At 66.2% G+C, this 17,990-nt stretch carries 9 protein-coding genes and 1 tRNA gene; 7 read left to right on the plus strand and 3 right to left on the minus strand.

The window, feature by feature from the left end; genetic code table 11:
* Positions 1–96 precede the first annotated feature (96 nt).
* Together AC0IW9_RS23580 and AC0IW9_RS23585 are read left to right on the plus strand one after the other, a co-directional pair.
* Complete coding sequence (locus AC0IW9_RS23580; RefSeq protein WP_471650757.1) at positions 97–1,275, plus strand: recombinase family protein; 1,179 nt, start codon at positions 97–99, stop codon at positions 1,273–1,275.
* The gene (locus AC0IW9_RS23585; protein WP_471650758.1) at positions 1,272–1,658 is read left to right on the plus strand and encodes a hypothetical protein; all 387 of its coding nucleotides are present in this window, start codon (positions 1,272–1,274) and stop codon (positions 1,656–1,658) included. Before AC0IW9_RS23580 ends, AC0IW9_RS23585 begins: the two co-directional genes overlap by 4 nt.
* Before the next feature lie 31 nt (positions 1,659–1,689).
* On the opposite strand, the gene AC0IW9_RS23590 is transcribed toward AC0IW9_RS23585, so the two are convergent.
* Entirely contained in the window at positions 1,690–4,512 is a 2,823-nt protein-coding gene (locus AC0IW9_RS23590; RefSeq protein ID WP_471650759.1) for a DEAD/DEAH box helicase, read from the minus strand.
* On the minus strand, positions 4,502–6,127 hold the full coding sequence (locus AC0IW9_RS23595; protein WP_471650760.1) for a hypothetical protein: 1,626 nt from the start codon (positions 6,125–6,127) through the stop codon (positions 4,502–4,504). Before AC0IW9_RS23595 ends, AC0IW9_RS23590 begins: the two co-directional genes overlap by 11 nt.
* Before the next feature lie 776 nt (positions 6,128–6,903).
* Between AC0IW9_RS23595 and AC0IW9_RS23600 the strand changes: the two genes are divergently transcribed.
* The 4 genes from AC0IW9_RS23600 (at position 6,904) to AC0IW9_RS23615 (ending at position 16,934) form a co-directional block, all read left to right on the plus strand.
* Complete coding sequence (locus AC0IW9_RS23600; protein WP_471650761.1) at positions 6,904–8,268, plus strand: hypothetical protein; 1,365 nt, start codon at positions 6,904–6,906, stop codon at positions 8,266–8,268.
* 76 nt (positions 8,269–8,344) lie between these two features.
* Positions 8,345–12,412 (plus strand): Eco57I restriction-modification methylase domain-containing protein, encoded by a 4,068-nt coding sequence (locus tag AC0IW9_RS23605; RefSeq protein ID WP_471650762.1) that lies wholly within the window; start codon positions 8,345–8,347, stop codon positions 12,410–12,412.
* Complete coding sequence (locus AC0IW9_RS23610) at positions 12,361–15,771, plus strand: helicase-related protein (RefSeq protein ID WP_471650763.1); 3,411 nt, start codon at positions 12,361–12,363, stop codon at positions 15,769–15,771. The genes AC0IW9_RS23605 and AC0IW9_RS23610 overlap by 52 nt, the downstream gene beginning before the upstream one ends.
* Positions 15,772–15,788: 17 nt before the next feature.
* Entirely contained in the window at positions 15,789–16,934 is a 1,146-nt protein-coding gene (locus AC0IW9_RS23615) for a hypothetical protein (protein ID WP_471650764.1), read from the plus strand.
* Between the two features lie 432 nt (positions 16,935–17,366).
* On the opposite strand, the gene AC0IW9_RS23620 is transcribed toward AC0IW9_RS23615, so the two are convergent.
* Positions 17,367–17,456, minus strand: a tRNA-Ser gene (locus AC0IW9_RS23620).
* 229 nt (positions 17,457–17,685) lie between these two features.
* Between AC0IW9_RS23620 and AC0IW9_RS23625 the strand changes: the two genes are divergently transcribed.
* On the plus strand, positions 17,686–17,946 hold the full coding sequence (locus tag AC0IW9_RS23625) for a transposase (RefSeq protein ID WP_471650765.1): 261 nt from the start codon (positions 17,686–17,688) through the stop codon (positions 17,944–17,946).
* The last annotated feature ends 44 nt before the right edge of the window (positions 17,947–17,990 follow it).

The following is a 17,990-nucleotide window of genomic DNA, read 5'->3' on the forward strand; positions in this document are numbered from 1 at the left end:
CACCTTCACCCCAACCGAGTGCACTAACTACTTTACCGCCGCAGGCTATGACGCAGACTGATAGGAAAACGCTCTAGCCAGCGGTCGGAAGGCTGGGTGCTGGTGCCCGATCGCTACGACGATGGCGGCGTGTCCGGTGGCACGCTGGAGCGGCCGGCGCTGCGGCGCCTGCTGGCGGACATCGAGCGCGGCCTCATCGACGTGGTGGTGGTCTACAAGATCGACCGGCTGTCGCGCGCGCTGATGGACTTCGCCAAGCTGGTGGAGGTGTTAGACGTGAACAACGTGACCTTCGTCTCCGTCACGCAGTCGTTCAACACGACCACCAGCATGGGTCGCCTCACGCTGAACATACTGCTCAGCTTCGCGCAGTTCGAGCGCGAGGTCATCGGCGAGCGCATCCGCGACAAGGTGGCGGCTTCGCGGGCGCGCGGGATCTGGATGGGAGGCTTCGTGCCGCTCGGCTACGACGCCAAGGATCGCAAGCTGCTGGTGAACGATGCCGAGGCGGCGCTGGTGAGGCGGATCTTCGAAGGCTTTGTCGAGACGGAATCGGGCACGAAGCTCGTCATCATGCTGCGGGCAGAGGGCGCCACCACGAAGCGCGGCCGCGCCTTCACCAAGAGCGACGTGTATCGGGTGCTGAGCAACCGGACCTATCTCGGCGAGGCGATGCACAAGGGGAAATCGCACCCGGGCGAGCATGCCGCCATCGTGCCGCAGGCGATGTGGGACGCGGCGCACGCCCTGCTGGCGGTCAGCCCGAAGACACGCGCCAACCGCACCCGCTGCCAGACACCCTCGCTACTGCGCGGGCTGATCTTTGGCAGCGACGGGCGCGCCATGTCGCCCACCCACGCGCGGGGGCGCCGCGGCCAGCAGTACCGCTACTATGTCAGCCAGTCGGTGTTGAAGGGCAGCGCCGCGGACGGCCCGGCCATCGCCCGGATTTCCGCCGCGGAGATAGAGGGCGCCGTCATCGCGCAGGTTCGAAGGCTGCTGCGCCAGCCGGAGGTGGTGCTGGGCGCCTGGCGCGCGGCGCGGGCCTCGGCGCCGGAGATGACTGAGGGCGAGGCCCGGCTGGCACTGGAGCGGCTCGACCCGCTGTGGGATGAACTCTTCCCCACAGAGCAGGCGCGCATCATTCGCCTCCTGGTCGACCGCGTGGACATCGGGGCGGGCGGCGCCGACGTGCGCCTGAAGCTGGAGGGGCTGGCCAGTCTGGCGCGAGACCTCGCGGCGCCGCCCGGCGAATCGGCGCGGGCCGCAGCATGACCGGCGCCGCGCAGATGCTAACCGTCCGGGTACCGCTGGCGATCCGGAAGCAGCGGGGCGGGCGGAAGCTGATGATCGCGCCGAGCAGCACCACAAGCAGGGGCTCCTCGGCTGCCGACACTACGTTGGTGAAGGCACTGGCCCGGGCGTTCCGGTGGCGGCGGATGATGGAGGCGGGCCGGTACAGCACGATCAATGAACTGGCCGCTGCCGAGACGATCAATTCGTCCTACGTCTCCCGCCTGCTGCGCCTGACCCTGCTGGCGCCGGACATCGTCGAGGCGATCCTGGACGGGCGGCAGCCGGAGAGGATGACACTGCCGCGGCTGATGGAACCGTTCCCGGTGGAGTGGGAGCGACAGCAGACCAGGGCGAGCAGCTGAGCCGGCCGGCTGGATGGCGGGCAGCCGGCGCTCAACTCCCTCCGGCGGGTAGGAGATCCGCTGCCGCCAGTAGCACCAACCCGTTGGGGTGCTTAAAGCGGGTGCTTTCGGCGGCGAGGCGGAGTTCGGCGGCCCGTCTCAGGCGCGCAAGGCTCGCTCTCCGCTCCGCCGGGTCCGCGTTGGGCTGCCGGGCTGTAGGCACGTCCTTTCGGAGCAGTGCGGTGAGGAAGCTGGGGTTGGCTGCGACTGGCTCCTCGCCGGGGCTATGCAGGACGACGAACTCGTCCACTATGGGCTCACCCTGGTCATTCTGCCATCGCAGCTTATAGGCTCCGACCATGCCGCCTTGAGGAGCTTGAGGATCGAGCGGCGCATACGTGCCGCCGAAATCCGGCCGCTTCGCCAAAGCGATGAGGTGCGTAAAGAAGCTTGACTCAAAATCGAGCAGGACAACACCCTCGAGGCGCTGAGCGAGGCGTCGGTCTGTCGTGACACGAACGACAGTCCTGGCCTTGAACTCCGGGAAGTCGCCACGCAGCGCTTCAGGCAGCCTCAGCTCCAGGACGCGGCCGTCATAGAGCGTAGCCTCGATCTGGGCCTCGATCATGGGGAGCATGGCTCGGATGAACATGCCCACATCCCGCATCGTCAGCCCAAGCGCACCGCCAAGTGCCTCTGGGTCGAAGCCCGCGGCATACGAGAGAATCTCATCCTGCATCTCCTTCGCCCTCTGGGCCTGGCGGACCGCCTCGTCGATCTCCGCCCGCGTCCGCTCCTCCCGCGCGCCTTCGGCCCTCTGCAGGATCGAGGCCAAGTCGAGATTCTCCAGAAGCTCGCCGACGATCTCGGTGTAGAGGCGCTCATTATACTCGCTGCCGACCGGCGCCATTTCCCGCGCGACCGTCATCACGCGGTCGAGCATCATGCTGATGGCGCTGTTGTCGAAGTTGTCCCGCGCGTGAAGGTTGAAGACGATCACCTTCTCCCTCTGGCCATAGCGGTAGAGGCGCCCGATCCGCTGGACGAGCCGCGCCGGATTCCACGGCAGGTCGTAGTTGACCATCACGTGGCAGCCATCCTGAAGGTTGATCCCTTCCCCACCGGCTTCGGTGGAGATCATGAACATCGCACCACCCTGGAATGAGAGGATGGCCGCCAGCTTTGCATCCAGTGCCATGGAGCCGTTGATCATCGCGACGCCGTGCTGCGGAAACCGGCTCTGGATTGCCTCTTTCAGATAGGCCTGGGTCGCCCGGTACTCCGTGAAGACCAGCAGCTTCTTACCCTGCGCGACTAAGGGATCCACCACCTGTTCCAGGAACAGGCGAAGCTTCTCATCAACCAGGCGGCACTTCGCCGCGGCCGCCAGGAGGTCGTGCAGCATCGCCTCCTCGTCCGCAAAGAACTGTGCGGCCGGTGCAGCGGCATCCAGGTCGTCGTGGTCGTCCCCGCCTTCCATGAGGTCTTCCAGGTCGAGAACGGAGCCGGTCTCAGGGATCGCCTCGCCCGTTAGCCGCTCGAGCCGGCGACGCAGGGCTCCCTCGATCGCGGCGATCGAGGAAGAAGCGAGCTTCCGGTAGGTCACCATTACGAAGCCCACGGCGCGCGCCTTCGTGCCGCCCGCATCGCGGACCTTGTATCCCCGTTGCAGGTAGTCATGCAGGAGGCGCTGAAACCGCATCGTCTCCCGCGAAGGCTCGATCGGAACGCGGTGCACCTCGTGACCTTGGAAGATCAGCCTGCCCTCCGCGTCGGTGACCGTGGATTTCCGGTTTCGCAGGATCATCTCGCCCACGATCTCGGGGTTCGCCTCCAGGCTCTCGATCTGGCGTTTGAGATCTGGCCGAACGAGGTCCAGCAGGCCCTTGAAGCGGTCCGTGTATCCTTGGTGGGGTGTGCCGCTCAGCAGCAGGAAGGCATCGGCGTCCCGCCGCAAGGTCTCGGCCAGGCGATAGCGCTCGGACCGGTGCCCGCCCTCATGGCGCGTCAGGCGGTGGCCTTCGTCGAAGACGACGACGTCCCAGCCCCCTGCGGCACGCAGCATCAGCGAGTGATCTTCGCGCTTCGCCAAGTCGAGCGAGATGATGACCTTGTCGCGGCCGCGCCAGCGAGCCGGATCGTCCACGACGAAATCTCGGCCGTATATGTCGTACGTCTCGTCGAACTTGTACTGCATCTCGTCGCGCCACTGCCGGGTCAGCCCCGCAGGTGCCACTATGAGAACGCGCCGGCCCTGGCCCTTCCGCTTGAGCGCCGCCAGCAGCAGGCCGACCTCGATCGTCTTTCCCAGCCCGACGTCGTCCGCGATCAGCCAGTTCGTGTTCCCCGAGCTGATGATGCGGTGAACCAGCTGGATCTGATGAGGGAGCGGGTCGATGTCCAACCTATCCAGCGAGCCCGTGAGCTGGTTCCAATTCTCCAGCGCATAGGCCAGCAAGCGCAGCCGGAACCTCTGGCCCGCGTCCGCGTGCCGCGCCTCCGCCCGCTCGTAGAAGCCCGCGGCGTCTTTGACACGGCGTAGGTTCTCATAGGGCATCCAGGTCGAGCGGCCGGTGTCGTCCCACTGGACCAGGACCTGCTCACGCCCCGCCAGTTCGCGGGTCTGGACGACATGGCCGATTCCCAGCGTTTGCCGGACCGCCGAGAGGGGGACGTCCTGCACCGCCCAGCCGGACTGGAAGCCGCAGGCCAACTGCTCCAGGCCGTTCCACTCGGTTGTGTTTCCACCCCATTGGACCTTGATCTGCCAACGCTGGTGGGCCTGCGCCCGGTCGAGGACGACGCCAATCTTCTGCCTGTCCTCGCGGTTGCGCACGAAGCAGCCGGTCACCGGCACCAGGAGCTCAACCGTCATCTTCCGTCCTCCTCTGCCGTTGCCCGGTCGCCTCCACCATCACCGGGCTGACCAACTCCCCGTCCGGACCGCAGGACAGGGGCCGGCGTGGCGCCAAGTGGTGATGGCCCTGCGATGGAGGCTCGTCCTCGCTTGCCTTTGCCGCGAGGCCCTCATGCAGGGCCTCCACCAGCATCGCCCCCGCCTTCTCGTCGAGGAATGAGGTGAAGAAGCTGGCACCCGGGTCGGCCGGCGGCAGCGCGTACCATTCCGCCAGCCAGTCGGGATCGATCATCTCGTCCGGGGGGAAGTCGCACCGCGCGAGGCAGATGCGGCGGGCGAGCCGCCAGCTGAGCGCGGTGTCGCCCCGAGGCAGCCGTTCGGTTGGCGTCCCGCCCAGGGTCGCCCTATTCGTGCGGATGCGGCGAAGCCACCAGTCGGGCCGCTCAGCCCAGATGTCCTTAAGCGCGGCCATCGCGCGCAAGGTGGGGAAATCCAGGCCCTCCAGGGCCGCGGTCTCAAGCGCGCGGAAGGTGGCGGACCAGCGATGCTCCAGGAAGAACGCTTCCAGCCATTGCAACGCGGCTTCCGCCTCGTATCGGGAGGTCACGTCCAGCAGCGCCGCGATCATGCCAGCCCGCTGCCGCGCCAGTGAATCCCGCGGCGCCTTAGCAGCCCACTCGGCATCGCCCAGCCTTTGGCTGAGCCCCGGGTCATACTCGGGAAGGTCGAAGTCATCGTCGTGGGCGGATGCCGAGATGGGCGGCGGCGCTGCGGGATCACCCGGCGCGAAGTCATCCCAATCGGCGAAGAGAGCGGTCCTCTCGAGCCGGTCGGGGTCACTGATCCCGGTGAGGCTCGCGGCGCTCGCAGGCGGAGTGACATCCTCCCACGTGAACTCCGCAACGCTTGCCGCTTGGGGCACCTGCTCGGCCCAGGGCGCGTCCGGCGGGCCGATCGGGGCGATATTGTCCCCCCCCCCCTCGGGGGCGGTGGTTCCCGCGCCGTCTCGCGACTGCGTTGCCTCTTCATCCCGCAGGGCGGACGCGGGCCAAACATCATCCCAGCCGAGCTCGGCTTCGGGCGCGGTGGGTGCGAGGCCGGCCTCCGGCTCCAGCGCCGCCACCGCCTCCGCTTGGCTGGCCGCGGCTATGGCGTCGGACGGGGCGGCACGCGCCAACGCTGTTGCGGCATGATCCGCTTCTACTGCGTCTGGGGGCGCCTCCGCGGCGGGTTCGGCGTCTTCTGGCTCCGTCCTGGTAAGCGCGGTGGTGGACCAGGGCAGCTCCGCTGCCGACGGAGGCGGCTCCGGCGAGGCGTCCTGGGCTTGAAGCGGGGCTTCCTCATCGCCCGTGTTGTTCCGGGCCGAACTGGCCGCCTCTACCGGCCCGGCGCGCTGGGGAGCGACGGGGGGCGAGAGCCCTTCGGTCGGCGCGGGCTGCGTCATGGGCTCCGCAATTGGAGCAGGGGCGGGGCGCTCGCGCAGGGCGGTCGGTGCGGCGTCCGGTGCCCAGGGGTCGGCCACGGCGGGCCGGTCCGGGACGGTTCGAAAATCTTCGGCGTGCCAGGTCGTGTCGGCGGTGGGCTTCGGCTTCCGCGAGAAGCTGTTGGCCAGTTTGCTGAGCCAAGACTTCACGGCACCCGTATCCCGAGGCTTAGCCTGCGCTGACCCGTTGCCGCGCCAGCATGCGCACCAGCTTCGCGTTGACCTCTCATCCGCCGGCGCTCGCCCGGCGCCGTGTGGGTTTGTCGTCTCCGTTATTGCCATGCATAGCACTGTTCCCGGCCCACCGAACGTCGTCGGAGACGTCCAGAGCCTCTCGCGGGACCGCTCCCCCGCGTCCTATCTGGGCCAGAAGTTCGGCCTGCGGCTCCTCGGCGCTGCTGTAGACTCCGATCCTGGCTGCCATCTGCAGCGCTAGGAGCTCACCGTACTGGCAAAGCTTCATTGACGTCCTGACGGGATCGCCTGGGAAGCATGGCTCCGCCCGTGCTGCTACCGTCGCTGGCGCAACGTCGTAGCGGGCGAGGAAACCGAAGTTTGGCGATTGCGTGTCAGGCGGGGGCATGTCTGCTTCGACATTGAACAGTCATTGGAAGCCGATGCAAGCACGGCTCGGTCGCCACCAGGCGCGGAGTAGGGGTAGCAGAGCGAATGCCGCTGTCTGCCGGGCTAAGATCACTCGCCGCGATTAGACTACAAATTCTGATTGACGCGAACATCGGCGGCCAGATATTAACCTCCTGCTCCCGAAACGGAGCTGCGAAGAACCCTGAGAAGCGGTTCTGGTGTTGGTTGCCGCCGGATGGTGGCTAGTTCGGTCCGAGCGGCAACCGCCGCATAGGTCGTGCTTTCCCGTGAGGGAAGCCCGTGCCGGATCCGGTTCTCCTCATCAGCAGGAGAGACCGGCTATGAAGCCCAGCAAGATTATCATCAAGTACGAGCATGTCGCGGAACAGACGCATGGTTCCGTGAAACGCTTGGTCGGGTTCGTGCAGGCGAAGAGCCTGCTCACCCTTTTCGACGCCGTGGACCTCGACGCCAACCCGCGCTCCGCCAAGTGGGGACCGGTGACCGAGGCCATCGTCGAGAGTATCCGGCGCGACGCCGACATCTTCCCCTTCAAGACCAAGGGTGTGCTGATCGGCTCCTCTGAATACGAGGCGCTGCAGCGCCAGCGCTACGAAGTCCGATTTGCTGACCCGACCACGGAGGGCATCCTGGACGGCGGCCACAACATGCTCGCGATCGGCACCCACATCCTGACCACTGCGCTGAACGACGAGAAGGCCACGAAGAAGGTCAAGAACTGGGAAACCTTCAAGGACGCCTGGCGTGCCAACCGCGAGGCGATTGAGGCGGTGCGCGACGAGCTCGACTTCCTCGTTCCCGTGGAAGTCCTGGTGCCGGCTGACCTCGAGGATGACGCGGTCGTCTCAGACTTCCGCTCCGAGCTGCTCGAGATCTGCGCGGCCCGCAACAACAACGCCGAACTGACGCTGGAGACGAAGGCCAACCAGAAGGGCTTCTACGACGCCATCAAGGCGGCCCTTCCGCCGAGCGTCCGTGACCGCATCGAGTGGAAGTCCAACATGGCCGGCGGTGACGTGAAGGTGCGCGACATTGTCGCGCTGTCCTGGATCCCGCTCTCCCTGCTGCCCGGGCTGCCGGTGAAGGCGCCGGCGCCGCAGAACATCTATCGAAACAAGGGCGAGTGCGCGAAGCTCTTCGACGATCTGATGAGCAACGCAAACGTCTCGACCCGCGCGGCCGATGGGCCTTTGCACGCGCTTAGCAACGACGCCGTCCGTAGCGCGATCACGGTGCTGGGTGACCTGCCGGCACTGTACGACAAGATCTACGCGGACTTCCCCGCCGCCTACAACGCGGCCGGCGGCCACTTCGGACGCATCGGCATCGTGCGCATGTACGACCCGGCGAAGAAGGCCGACAAGAACCGCAAGTACATGCGCACCCAGCCGGAGACGCATTTCACCGAACAGGCGGTGGACTACAGTTACCCCGACGGCCTGATCATGCCCCTGGTCTGGGGGCTGCGTGCCTTGATGACGGTGAAGGACGGCAAGGTGGGCTGGTCCACCGATCCGTCCAGCTTCCTCGACCGGCACCTGAAGGACATCGCGCAGAACTACAAGCTCGTGCTGGAGATGTCCCGCTTCGATCCGCAGAAGCTCGGCAAGAACGAGGCCTCCTACGGCTTCGCAGCCAGTCAGTTCGAAACGGCGCTGCTCAAGGAAGGCCGGGCCGCGGCCTGACGCGGTGACGCGCGGCGCCCTGCCTGGGCGCCGCGCAGATCCGTCTCATCCGCGTCCCGTTGATCGGAACATCGCAATGACCACCTTCCTCGACGACTACGTCCCACGCCGCGTCACGCTCACGCTGCCGGAAGGGCTTACGCTGCGCGGCCTACATCTTGGGCAGGGCAACCTCGGTCTCGAGGTGCTGGTACTCGACGCCGCAACGGAGCCCAAGGTCACCGCTCTCCGGCAGGTCTGGAAGGACCGCCTCGGCGGCCGTGCCGCGCCGCTGCTCGCCATCGCGCTGCATGGCGACACCGCAGTCATCTGTGGCCCCGCAGGAGAGGATCCGCCGATCCGCCGCATCGAGGCGAAGCAGGCAGAGCGGCTCTGCATCCGCGCCCTCGCCGAGCCGGACCGCAATGCCGCACTCCGCTTCCTGCATGACGCACTGCCGAGCCTGGAAACCGAGTTGCCGGGCATCCGCAATGAGGGCCTGCTCTCCGATCACGAGCTCGCCCGCGGCGCGCGGCTTCGCACCGACTGGACTGCGACGCAGACCCGTGCGGCGCCCGTCCTCGGCGCCGTCGGCATGGACCTACTCCGCCGGCTCGGCTTCGGCGTCGAGAAGGCGGACGGTGTCACCAGCCTGCTGCGCACCGGCTCGCGTGACCGCGCCGTGGCCGTGCTGCTCAACGGTGGTGAGACGCCGGAGGGTGCGGCACCGCGCTTCCAGAATCTCTCGCCCGTCTCCTGGGCGCTGGCCATGGCGGATCAGCGCAACCTGCCCTGGGTGGTCGTGGTGCAGGGCGACCGAGTGCGGCTCTACCCCGTCGAACTCGGCGTCGGCGTGGGCCGGCGTGGCCGGACGGAAACCTGGATCGAGCTGCGCACCGGCCTGATGCGCCAGGACCAGGCCGCGCTGCTCTGGCTGATCTTTTCCGCCGATGCCCTGAAGCCCAGCGGCACGCTTGAGGAGTTGCTGGACAACTCCAAACGCTTTGCCGCCGACCTGGCGGTGCGGCTGCGCGAGCGTATTTATGACCGCGTTATCCCCGGCCTAGCCACCGGCATCGCCCGTGCGCGCGGCCTGCATTCCTTCTCGGCCGAGGACCTTCGCCTGACTTACGGCATGGCGCTGACCGTGCTGTTTCGCCTGCTGTTCATCGCCTATGCCGAGGATCGCGACCTGTTGCCCTTTTCGGGAAATGAGGCCTATCGCCGCCGCGCCTTGAAGACCAAGGCGCAGGAGTTGGCGACGAGCACTGCCGCGCCGGGGCCCGGCGCGCACCTCTGGCAGGAAGTCACCCGCCTGTTCGACGCGGTGCGCGAGGGTGACGCGGCGCTCGGCGTGCCCGCCTATGGCGGCGGCCTGTTCGAGACTGACCCCGTCATCTCCAAGCCGGGCGCCGCACTCGCCGGCATTTCGCTGCCCGACACAGTGTTCGAGCCGGTGCTGCGCGGGCTGCTGCTGGACGACAAGCGCGACCTGGCCCGGCCCGATGGCATCGGCCCGGTCGATTTCCGCAGCCTGCGGGTGCGCGAATTTGGCACGATCTACGAAGGGCTGCTGGAATCCGAGCTGGCGGTGGCGGATGCCGACCTAGCGCTGAAGAAGCAGGGCAAGGATCTCGTCTATGTCCCAGCCAAGGCGCGCGATGCGGTCGCTGTGCCACGCGGCGGAATCTACCTGCATAACCGCTCAGGGGCGCGCAAATCCTCCGGCAGCTACTTCACACCTAGCTTCGCTGTGGATCACGAACTGGACACCGCCGTCGAGCCTGTGCTCGCGGCGCATGCAGAGAGGCTTATGGCGGTAGACGATACCGATGCGGCCGAAGCCTTCTTTGACATCCGTGTTGCCGACATCGCCATGGGCAGCGGCCACTTCCTGGTCGCGGCGGTCGACCGGATCGAGCGCGCTTTGTCCGCCATCCTTGCCGATCCGAAGCGCAAGTTGCCTGGCGTCACGGCTGAACTCGCGAAGCTGCGGACCGCTGCCGAGACCGAGTTGAAGAAGTTGGGGCTGGAGGGCACCCAGCAGATCGAGGATGGCCAGTTGCTGCGCCGACTAATCGCGCGCCGATGCATCTACGGCGTAGACCTGAACCCGCTGGCGGTCGAACTGGCACGTCTCTCCATCTGGATCCACACTTTCGTACCCGGCTTGCCCCTCAGCCTGCTGGACCATCGGCTTGTGGAGGGCAACGCCCTGGTCGGTGTTGCCACACTGGAAGATGCGAAAGCCAAGCTGACCGCGCTTGCCGGGGTCGGGCTGGCCGTTGAGCCGGCGGAAATGATTGCCGCTGCAGATGCGCATCTTGCGCGTCTTGGACGCAATGCAGACACCACTCCCGATGACGTCGCCGAAGCCAGGGAGGCTTATCGTGCCGCGAAGGATGCTGTGGCTGCGGCAGTGTCCCTTTTCGATGCCGCGGTGGCCGCCGCTTCCGGCCACACGCAGTTCCGTGTCCGGGTCAACAGAATCCTTGCTAACCAGGCCTTGGCAGGCATCACGCTCGACTTGCGCAACACGCCGGAGCACGTGGAAATCAGCGCTGCGCTTGCTGCCGCAAAGCCGCTGCACCTGCCCGCGGCGTTTCCTGAGGTTTTCAGGCGCCAGAACTCCGGCTTTGACGCAATCATTGGCAATCCGCCGTGGGAGAAGCTGCGGGTGGAGAAGCACGAGTTCTGGGCGCGCCATTTTCCAGGGCTTCGCGGCATCAAGTCGACCGAGGATCGCGACGCACAGATCCGCAAGCTGGAGCACGCACGGCCCGACCTCGTCACGCTCGAAGCAACGGAGCGGCTGGAGAGCGAGGCGCTTCGCGATGCGATGCGGACGCTTCCAGGGATGAACACCGGCCATCCAGATCTGTTCCGAGCATTCATGGCGCGCTTCGCGCAGGTTCTGGCACCGCAGGGCGGCCGCTACGGCGTGGTGCTTCCGGGCGACGCCTTTAAGATCAAGGGCAACGGTCCAGTGCGCGAGGACCTCGACCAGCGTGCCCGCGGCGTCGACGTCCAGATGCTGACGAATAAAGGCGAGTGGGTCTTCAACGACGTTGATGGACGGAAACTGATCGCGCTGGTGGCCGTCGAACTCGGAAAGCAGGGACCTGATGGTTGCGACTACATCCTTCGGCCCGAGCATCATCGCGAGGCGCAGTTTAAAGCGCGCAACCTGAAGAACTTCGCGACTCGCAGCAGCAGGTGGCTGCGAACCTACAGCGCTGGCCTCGTCCAGCCAACGCTTCCAACCGCCGATGCGGCCACGTCGGTCCACGTCATCGAGATAATGATGGCATCGCCACTGATCTCAGAACACCCGCGGCTGAAGGTGCGGCGCGTGTACGCCGATGTTGAGACCAGCCGAAAATACAAGGCCTACTATAACGTCACAGGCACCGAGACCGACCTGTGGCCGGTGTATGGGGGTGACAGCTTCGATGTTTGGCAGCCAGACACGGGTCAGTACTATGCCCAGGCCCGTGGCGGTCCAATCTTCAAGCTGGTGCAGGATAAGCGTGCCAAGTCGCGCCGGGGCACGCCATATTTTGACACGCCCACCAAGTGGCGGAGCGATGCAAAGACGCATCCCTGTCGTCATCCGCGGATCGCGTATCGTGACATCACCAACCGGACCAATACCCGCACCTTGATAGCGGCATTGATCCCACCGGATAGGGTCCTCACACAGTCAGCGCCTTGGGTGCTGTGGACGGATCCGAAGCATCCCGTCACGCATGAAGCCTTCCTACTCGGAGTGATGAGCAGCATCCCTGCCGATTGGTGGATGCGGCGCTTCGTCGAAGGCCATGTCGACGAGGAGGCGTTCGACTGTCTTCGCGTTCCAGACGCGGATCCTTCGGCAGGCTTGGCTGCCAAGGTCGTCGCGATCGCCGGCAGCCTAGCCTCCCTGGATGATCGCTTTGCAGCTTGGGCAAAGGCCATTGGTGTGAAGCACGGTCCGCTGATGCCTGTGGAGAAGCAGGCACTGATCGATGAGTTGGACGCAGTGGTCGCTCGCCTCTACGGCATGACCGCCGAGCATCTGACCCACATCTTCGACACCTTCCACGAATGGTCCACGGACGCTCAGCAGCAGGCGTGGAACGCCCGCCGCGACCGTACCGTCGCCATCCTGCGGAGCCTGCCATGAGCAAGCCGGAATTCATCACCAACCAGGATGGCAATACGCTGTTGGCCGCGCTGCGCGCCGCCATCCCGGACGCGCCCGCCGCCGCCGGACCAGGTGTGGCGGAAGCCCCTCTGGCGCTGACCGAGATTAGCATCGCCACTGCCTTCATGAGCCCGGCGGGCTTCGGCGCGGTGGCCGAGAAGCTGGAACATGCCGGCCGCGTCCGCCTGATGATCGGCGCCGAGCCGGAGCCGGAAGCGCTGCGCCTCGCGCGTGGCCGTCTCCGCAAGCCCGGCGACCCGCCCCAGGCAGCCTTCGAACGCCGTGAGGTGGCAGAGGGCCTCAAGCTGCTGGAAGCCGGGCTGCGGGCCGAACGCGACCGCCAGCCCTTCAGCGCCGACGCCCGCCGCCACCTGCGCCGCATGGCCGCCATGCTGCGCGCCGGCACGCTTGAGACGCGCCGCTACGAACGCGCCTTCCTGCACGCCAAGGCGACGCTGCTGGATGGTCTGGATCCCGGCCTCATCGCCGGCTCCTCCAACCTCACCCGCGCTGGCCTTACGACGAATCTGGAGTTGAACCTCGGCCGCTGGGACCCGGTGCTGTTCGCGCAAGCCAAGGCCTGGTTCGACGCACTGTGGGAGGAGGCGGTGCCCTTCGACCTCGCAGCCATCTTCGACGAGCCGGAAGCCGAGTTTCCGCCCTGGCTGATTTTCATGCGCATCCTCTGGCAGCTCTACGGCGAGGAGCTGGAGCAGGAGCGGGAGGAGCAGGGCGACATCCCACTGACCGCCTTCCAGTTACACGGCGTCTGGCGCGCGCGGCGCATCCTGAAGGATTTCGGCGGCGTCATCGTCGCGGACGAGGTCGGCCTCGGGAAGACCTTCATCGGCGGCGCCATCCTAGAAGCCTGCGCGAAGAACCGTCAGCGCGCGCTCTTGGTTTGCCCCGCCGCGCTGCGCACGAACTGGGAGAAGTTCCTGGAGGCACACAACATCGGCCGCTTCGTGCAGATGGTGTCCTATGACCAGCTTGCCCGGGACCGGCAGCTGCGGGACCCCCAGCTGCGGCCAGACTCCACGGGCCATCATCTGAACTTCGAACTCGACGAATACGCCCTCGTCGTGGTGGACGAGGCGCACAACTACCGCAACCCGGACTCGCCCTACCGTGCCGCCGCGCTGCGCCGGCTCCTGTTCGGTCAGCGCAAGGACGTGGTGCTGCTGACCGCGACGCCGGTGAACAACAGCCTGTGGGACCTGTTCCACCTCCAGCGTTTCTTCATCCGCCAGGACAGCCGCCTGGCGCAGCGCGGCATCATCAGCATCCGCGAGAGGTTCAAGGCGGCGGCGAAGCAAGATCCGGCCAACCTTAGCCCAGACTTCCTCTATCCGATCATCGACGCCATCACCGTGAAGCGGACACGGGGCTTCGTTAAGAAGTTCTACGCAGGCGACACCATCCGCGGCCCGGATGGCGTGATGCGCCCGATCGTCTTCCCCAAGGCCGTGGCTATCACCGTGCGCTACGACCTGGATGGCCTTGCGCCGGGGCTCTTCGACGCCGTGGTGAATGCGCTGGATCCGGTGAATGGCGGCAACGTGCTCAGCTTCGCGCGCTACGCGCCGAGCGCCTACCTGCGGGAGGAGGATGAGGACCGCGAGGAAACGGCGGAGACCGCGGCAGGCCTGCTGCGCTCCGGCCTGCTGAAGCGCTTCGAATCCTCGGCCCATGCCTTCCGGCTCAGCCTCGCCCGCATGGTGCGTGAGCACGACCTGTTTCTCGAGGCGTTGGCCAAGGGGAAGGTCATCACCACCGCCTTCCTGCGCGAACTCTCGGCTGACGAGGAGGCCTTCGAGGACCTGCTTGATAGCAGCGGCCAGGTGCACGATGCCGCTGACTACGACGCGAAGGCATTGCGCGAAGCGGTGGAACGCGACCGGGAGATCCTGCGAGACCTCGCCGCTCGCATGGACGAGGTGACTGACGAGGCCGATCCCAAGCTCGCCGCGGTGGTGGAGGAACTGGCGAAGATTGCTGCCCAGGCGAAGAGCGATGCCACCACCGATGCGGAGGAGCAGCGCAATCGCAAGGTGCTGGTCTTCTCCTACTTCGCCGATACCGTGGCTTGGCTGCGGCAGGCGCTGGAAGCGCGCATCGCCACCGACAACCGCCTGAAGGGCTTCCGTGGGCGCATCGTGGCCGTCGCGGGAGGCGGGCTGGAGGGCGAAGATGCGAACCGTAACCAAGCCGTCTGGGGCTTCGCGCCGGAATCGAGCGATCCACCCGCAGGGCAGGAAGATCTCTACGACCTGCTGATCACGACCGATGTGCTGGCCGAGGGCATGAACCTTCAGCAGTGCCGGCACATCCTAAACTACGACCTGCCCTGGAACCCAATGCGGCTGGTGCAGCGGCATGGCCGTGTGGACCGCATCGGCAGCCCTCATCCGCGTATCTTCCTGCGCACCGTCTTCCCGGCAGACCGCCTCGATGCGCTGCTGGCGCTGGAGGCGCGCATCCTCCGCAAGCTGACCCAGGCGGCTAAGAGCATTGGCGTTTCGACCCTGCCCGTGGACGGCGGCGAAGCAGGCGAGCAGGTCTTCGCCGAGACGCGTGCCGAGATCGAGAAGCTGGCGGCGGAAGATCCCACCCTGTTCGAGCAGGGCGGCACTGCGGCCGCGGCACAGACGGGCGAGGAATATCGCCAGCGCCTCCGAGCCGCACTGGAAACCGACCGAAAGGCGATCACGGGCCTTCCCGGGCAAGCTGGCAGCGGCATGCGCAAGGGCAAGCGGTCGGGCGTGCTGTTCTGCGCGGAAGTCGCGTTGGCGGAGGAGCGACGGACCTTCCTGCGGTTCGTGCCGGCGAAGCCCGGGTGGCAGCAGCCAGACGCGGCCACGGGGATCGAGAGGGAGAGTGGCACCTGCCTCCGCCTGATCGACTGCACGGAGGAGACGCCGCGCCATATGCCGGCGGCGCTGAGTGACGGTGTTTTCGCCTTCTGGGACTTGGCGCTGTCCGACATTCTCTCGGAGTGGGACAGCCTATCGGATCCGGCAAACCTTCAGCCGCAGGTTCGGCGGCTGAACCGCCAGGTGGCAGAGTTCATCCGGGCGCACCCTCCTCATGATCTGGATGGTGACAAGCTAGCCAAAGCGCTCGACGTGCTGGAGGCGCCCTGGCCCCTGCGGGAGGAGGCGCTGCTGCGCGACCAGTTCAGGGACCGCTCAGGGCCAGCTGCGGCGCGCAGCCTGCGCCTGGTGGACTGGATCCTGGCGACCGGGCTCGAGCGCTTCGAGCCGCCTGCGCCGCTGCCGCCCATCAGCGATGCGGACGTGCGGCTGGTGTGTTGGATGGCCGTAGAGGCTGAAGCGTAGGGGGCGGTCACCATCCGATGGCAGTCACGCTCACCCTCAGTCGCGCCGAGGCAACCCTGGCGGAAACCTGTGACTGGCTGCGCGCCACGGGCCGGACGGCGAAGACGCTGCCGATCGATGTCCGGGATGTCGGCACTGGCCAGGCCATGCTTGATCCGGCGCAGCTCGTGCTCGGCCTGCCGATGGATCGCGCGCGCAAATGGAAGAAGGATGAGCTTGACGATCTGACGAAGCGTTGGCGCCAAGCTCGCCAGGACCGCGTGGAACCCGTGCTGGGGGCGACGGCGAAGCAGACCCTTGATAGGCTGTTGAACCGCAAGGAACGGCGCACGCTTCTCGACACCCAGCGTTTGCCCGTGAACGCGATAGCCTTCTATCGGCCCTTTCACCTCGAGCCGATGGACCGCTGGGGCATCTACATCTTCGTGGATCGCTTGCTGACCTACGCGCGAGGCGTGCGCGCCGTAGCGCCGCTCTATCCAGGGCTATCGCAGGAACTGTTCCTGCACCTGGTGCTGTTCGAGATGTTTCACCACGAATTCTACCACCACCTCGTGGAGAGCGCGGCGACGGTGCTGGAGATTCTGGCCGACGCTGGCGGCGTTCCGTTCCCCGGCTACCTCGCCTATCGCCGCGCCGTGCATGCCAAGGGCTTTGCATGGCATCGGCACCAGCCGCTGGAGGAGGCGCTGGCCAATGCCTACGCCTACAACTCCCTCGGCTTCATCTCCCGCGTGAGGACTGGCTACCGCGACGCGTTGGTCTGGCACTATCAGCGCGCCTTGATCCCGCAATGGCGATCCGAGGGGCCCGGCTACTGCGAGGCGGCGAGCTACATCGAAGGTGATCAGGTGGCAGGCAATGCCCAGCTGCTCGCCATGATCCTCGGGCGGGCGGAGCATCCGCGGTTGGAGCAGGTGGCTGCTGCGGTCATGCCGAGCGGGTTTTCAGCCTTTGTGGGCAAGCCGGACATTCCCACGCATCTTGTCGGCTCCCCGGAGGCCGTGAAGGCCTTCCACGATATGGTGCCCGCGCCCAACGACACCTACTGCCATTTATTCTGGCCGCTCGATGACACCAAGGCGACCGAGGCACTTCGGCAGCGCCAGAAGGAGATCGATGAACAGAAGCGGAAGGCCAAAGGAGCCGCCCCCCAATCATGAGGGCGCCGAGCAGTATGAACTCCGCGCTTTTGCTGGCACGTGGACCGTAGACCAGGATGCCTGACGGTGTGCCTTCGCGAACGGCGACCGCAATTGCATTAATGACCACCCGTTCCCGGGATCTCTTGGGCCGGCACTCAGGGGACGATCACAGCTCCGTACCGAAGTGTTCGCTCTGGAATTACGGATTTCGGGCAAGTGTGGTTCGAACCGGCGCAAGTGCTTACCGCGCTGAAAACCGCCGTTTACCTAAGGTTTTTCGTTCCGTACTAAAACGCCCAAGTCAGCAGGTCCGGAGAGAATTGGCCTCCGGAGAGCGATTTCGGGCCGTCTTTGCGCTGGGCCAGTCAACAGGTCTGCCCTGAAAACCCCAGGAAATCTGCCACTCAGGGCGGCGCTCGGTCGGGCGGAGAGTGCGGCTCGTATGGGAACTGGCGGAGAGGGTGGGATTCGAACCCACGGTACAGTTACCCGTACTTCGGTTTTCGAGACCGACCCGTTCGACCACTCCGGCACCTCTCCGTGCCGAGCCCTATAGCAGCGGCTGCTGACGCACGCAATGCTCAGTAGCTATCTGAGAAAATGGGGTAATTGATGTCCTAGTCTGCCAGTAGGCCTGGATTGAGCGACCCAGGAGATAATCAGTGTTGAGCGCAGTGGGCCGCCACATGCGTCGCCGATGTCTCTCCTGTAGCTTAAGGGTGCGAAACCGACTGTCGTCCGCCCGCGCTAATGACTGTCATGGACCATCATGCTGGTAACGATCGGGCTGCGAGGCACGGATGCCCGCAAGCCGTATCCACCTAATGTCTCCGATGATGAACGGCCTTTGGTGACGCCTTGTCTGACCATGCTGTTTAAAGCTGTAGGGCGGCGGGAGTATGCGCTGCGCGAAGCGCTCCATGGCCTGCGCTGCGTGATCAAGACTGGGGCGCCGTGGCGCTGGATGCCGAACGACCTACCGCCTTGGGCCGCGGCCTGCAAGCAGGCGCAGCGCCGGCTGGCTGGCTGAGGCATTGGCCGATGATCTGCGGGCTGTGCTGGGGGGCGCCGCTG

This window comes from Belnapia sp. AC561, assembly GCF_979252845.1.

Excerpts from the sequence above, each read along its gene's own strand:
- AC0IW9_RS23585 (WP_471650758.1), top strand. The coding sequence starts at position 1,272 with ATGACCGGCGCCGCGCAGATGCTAACCGTCCGGGTACCGCTGGCGATC.
- AC0IW9_RS23590 (WP_471650759.1), bottom strand. The coding sequence starts at position 4,512 with ATGACGGTTGAGCTCCTGGTGCCGGTGACCGGCTGCTTCGTGCGCAAC.
- AC0IW9_RS23600 (WP_471650761.1), top strand. The coding sequence starts at position 6,904 with ATGAAGCCCAGCAAGATTATCATCAAGTACGAGCATGTCGCGGAACAG.
- AC0IW9_RS23605 (WP_471650762.1), top strand. The coding sequence starts at position 8,345 with ATGACCACCTTCCTCGACGACTACGTCCCACGCCGCGTCACGCTCACG.
- AC0IW9_RS23615 (WP_471650764.1), top strand. The coding sequence starts at position 15,789 with ATGGCAGTCACGCTCACCCTCAGTCGCGCCGAGGCAACCCTGGCGGAA.
- AC0IW9_RS23625 (WP_471650765.1), top strand. The coding sequence starts at position 17,686 with ATGCTGGTAACGATCGGGCTGCGAGGCACGGATGCCCGCAAGCCGTAT.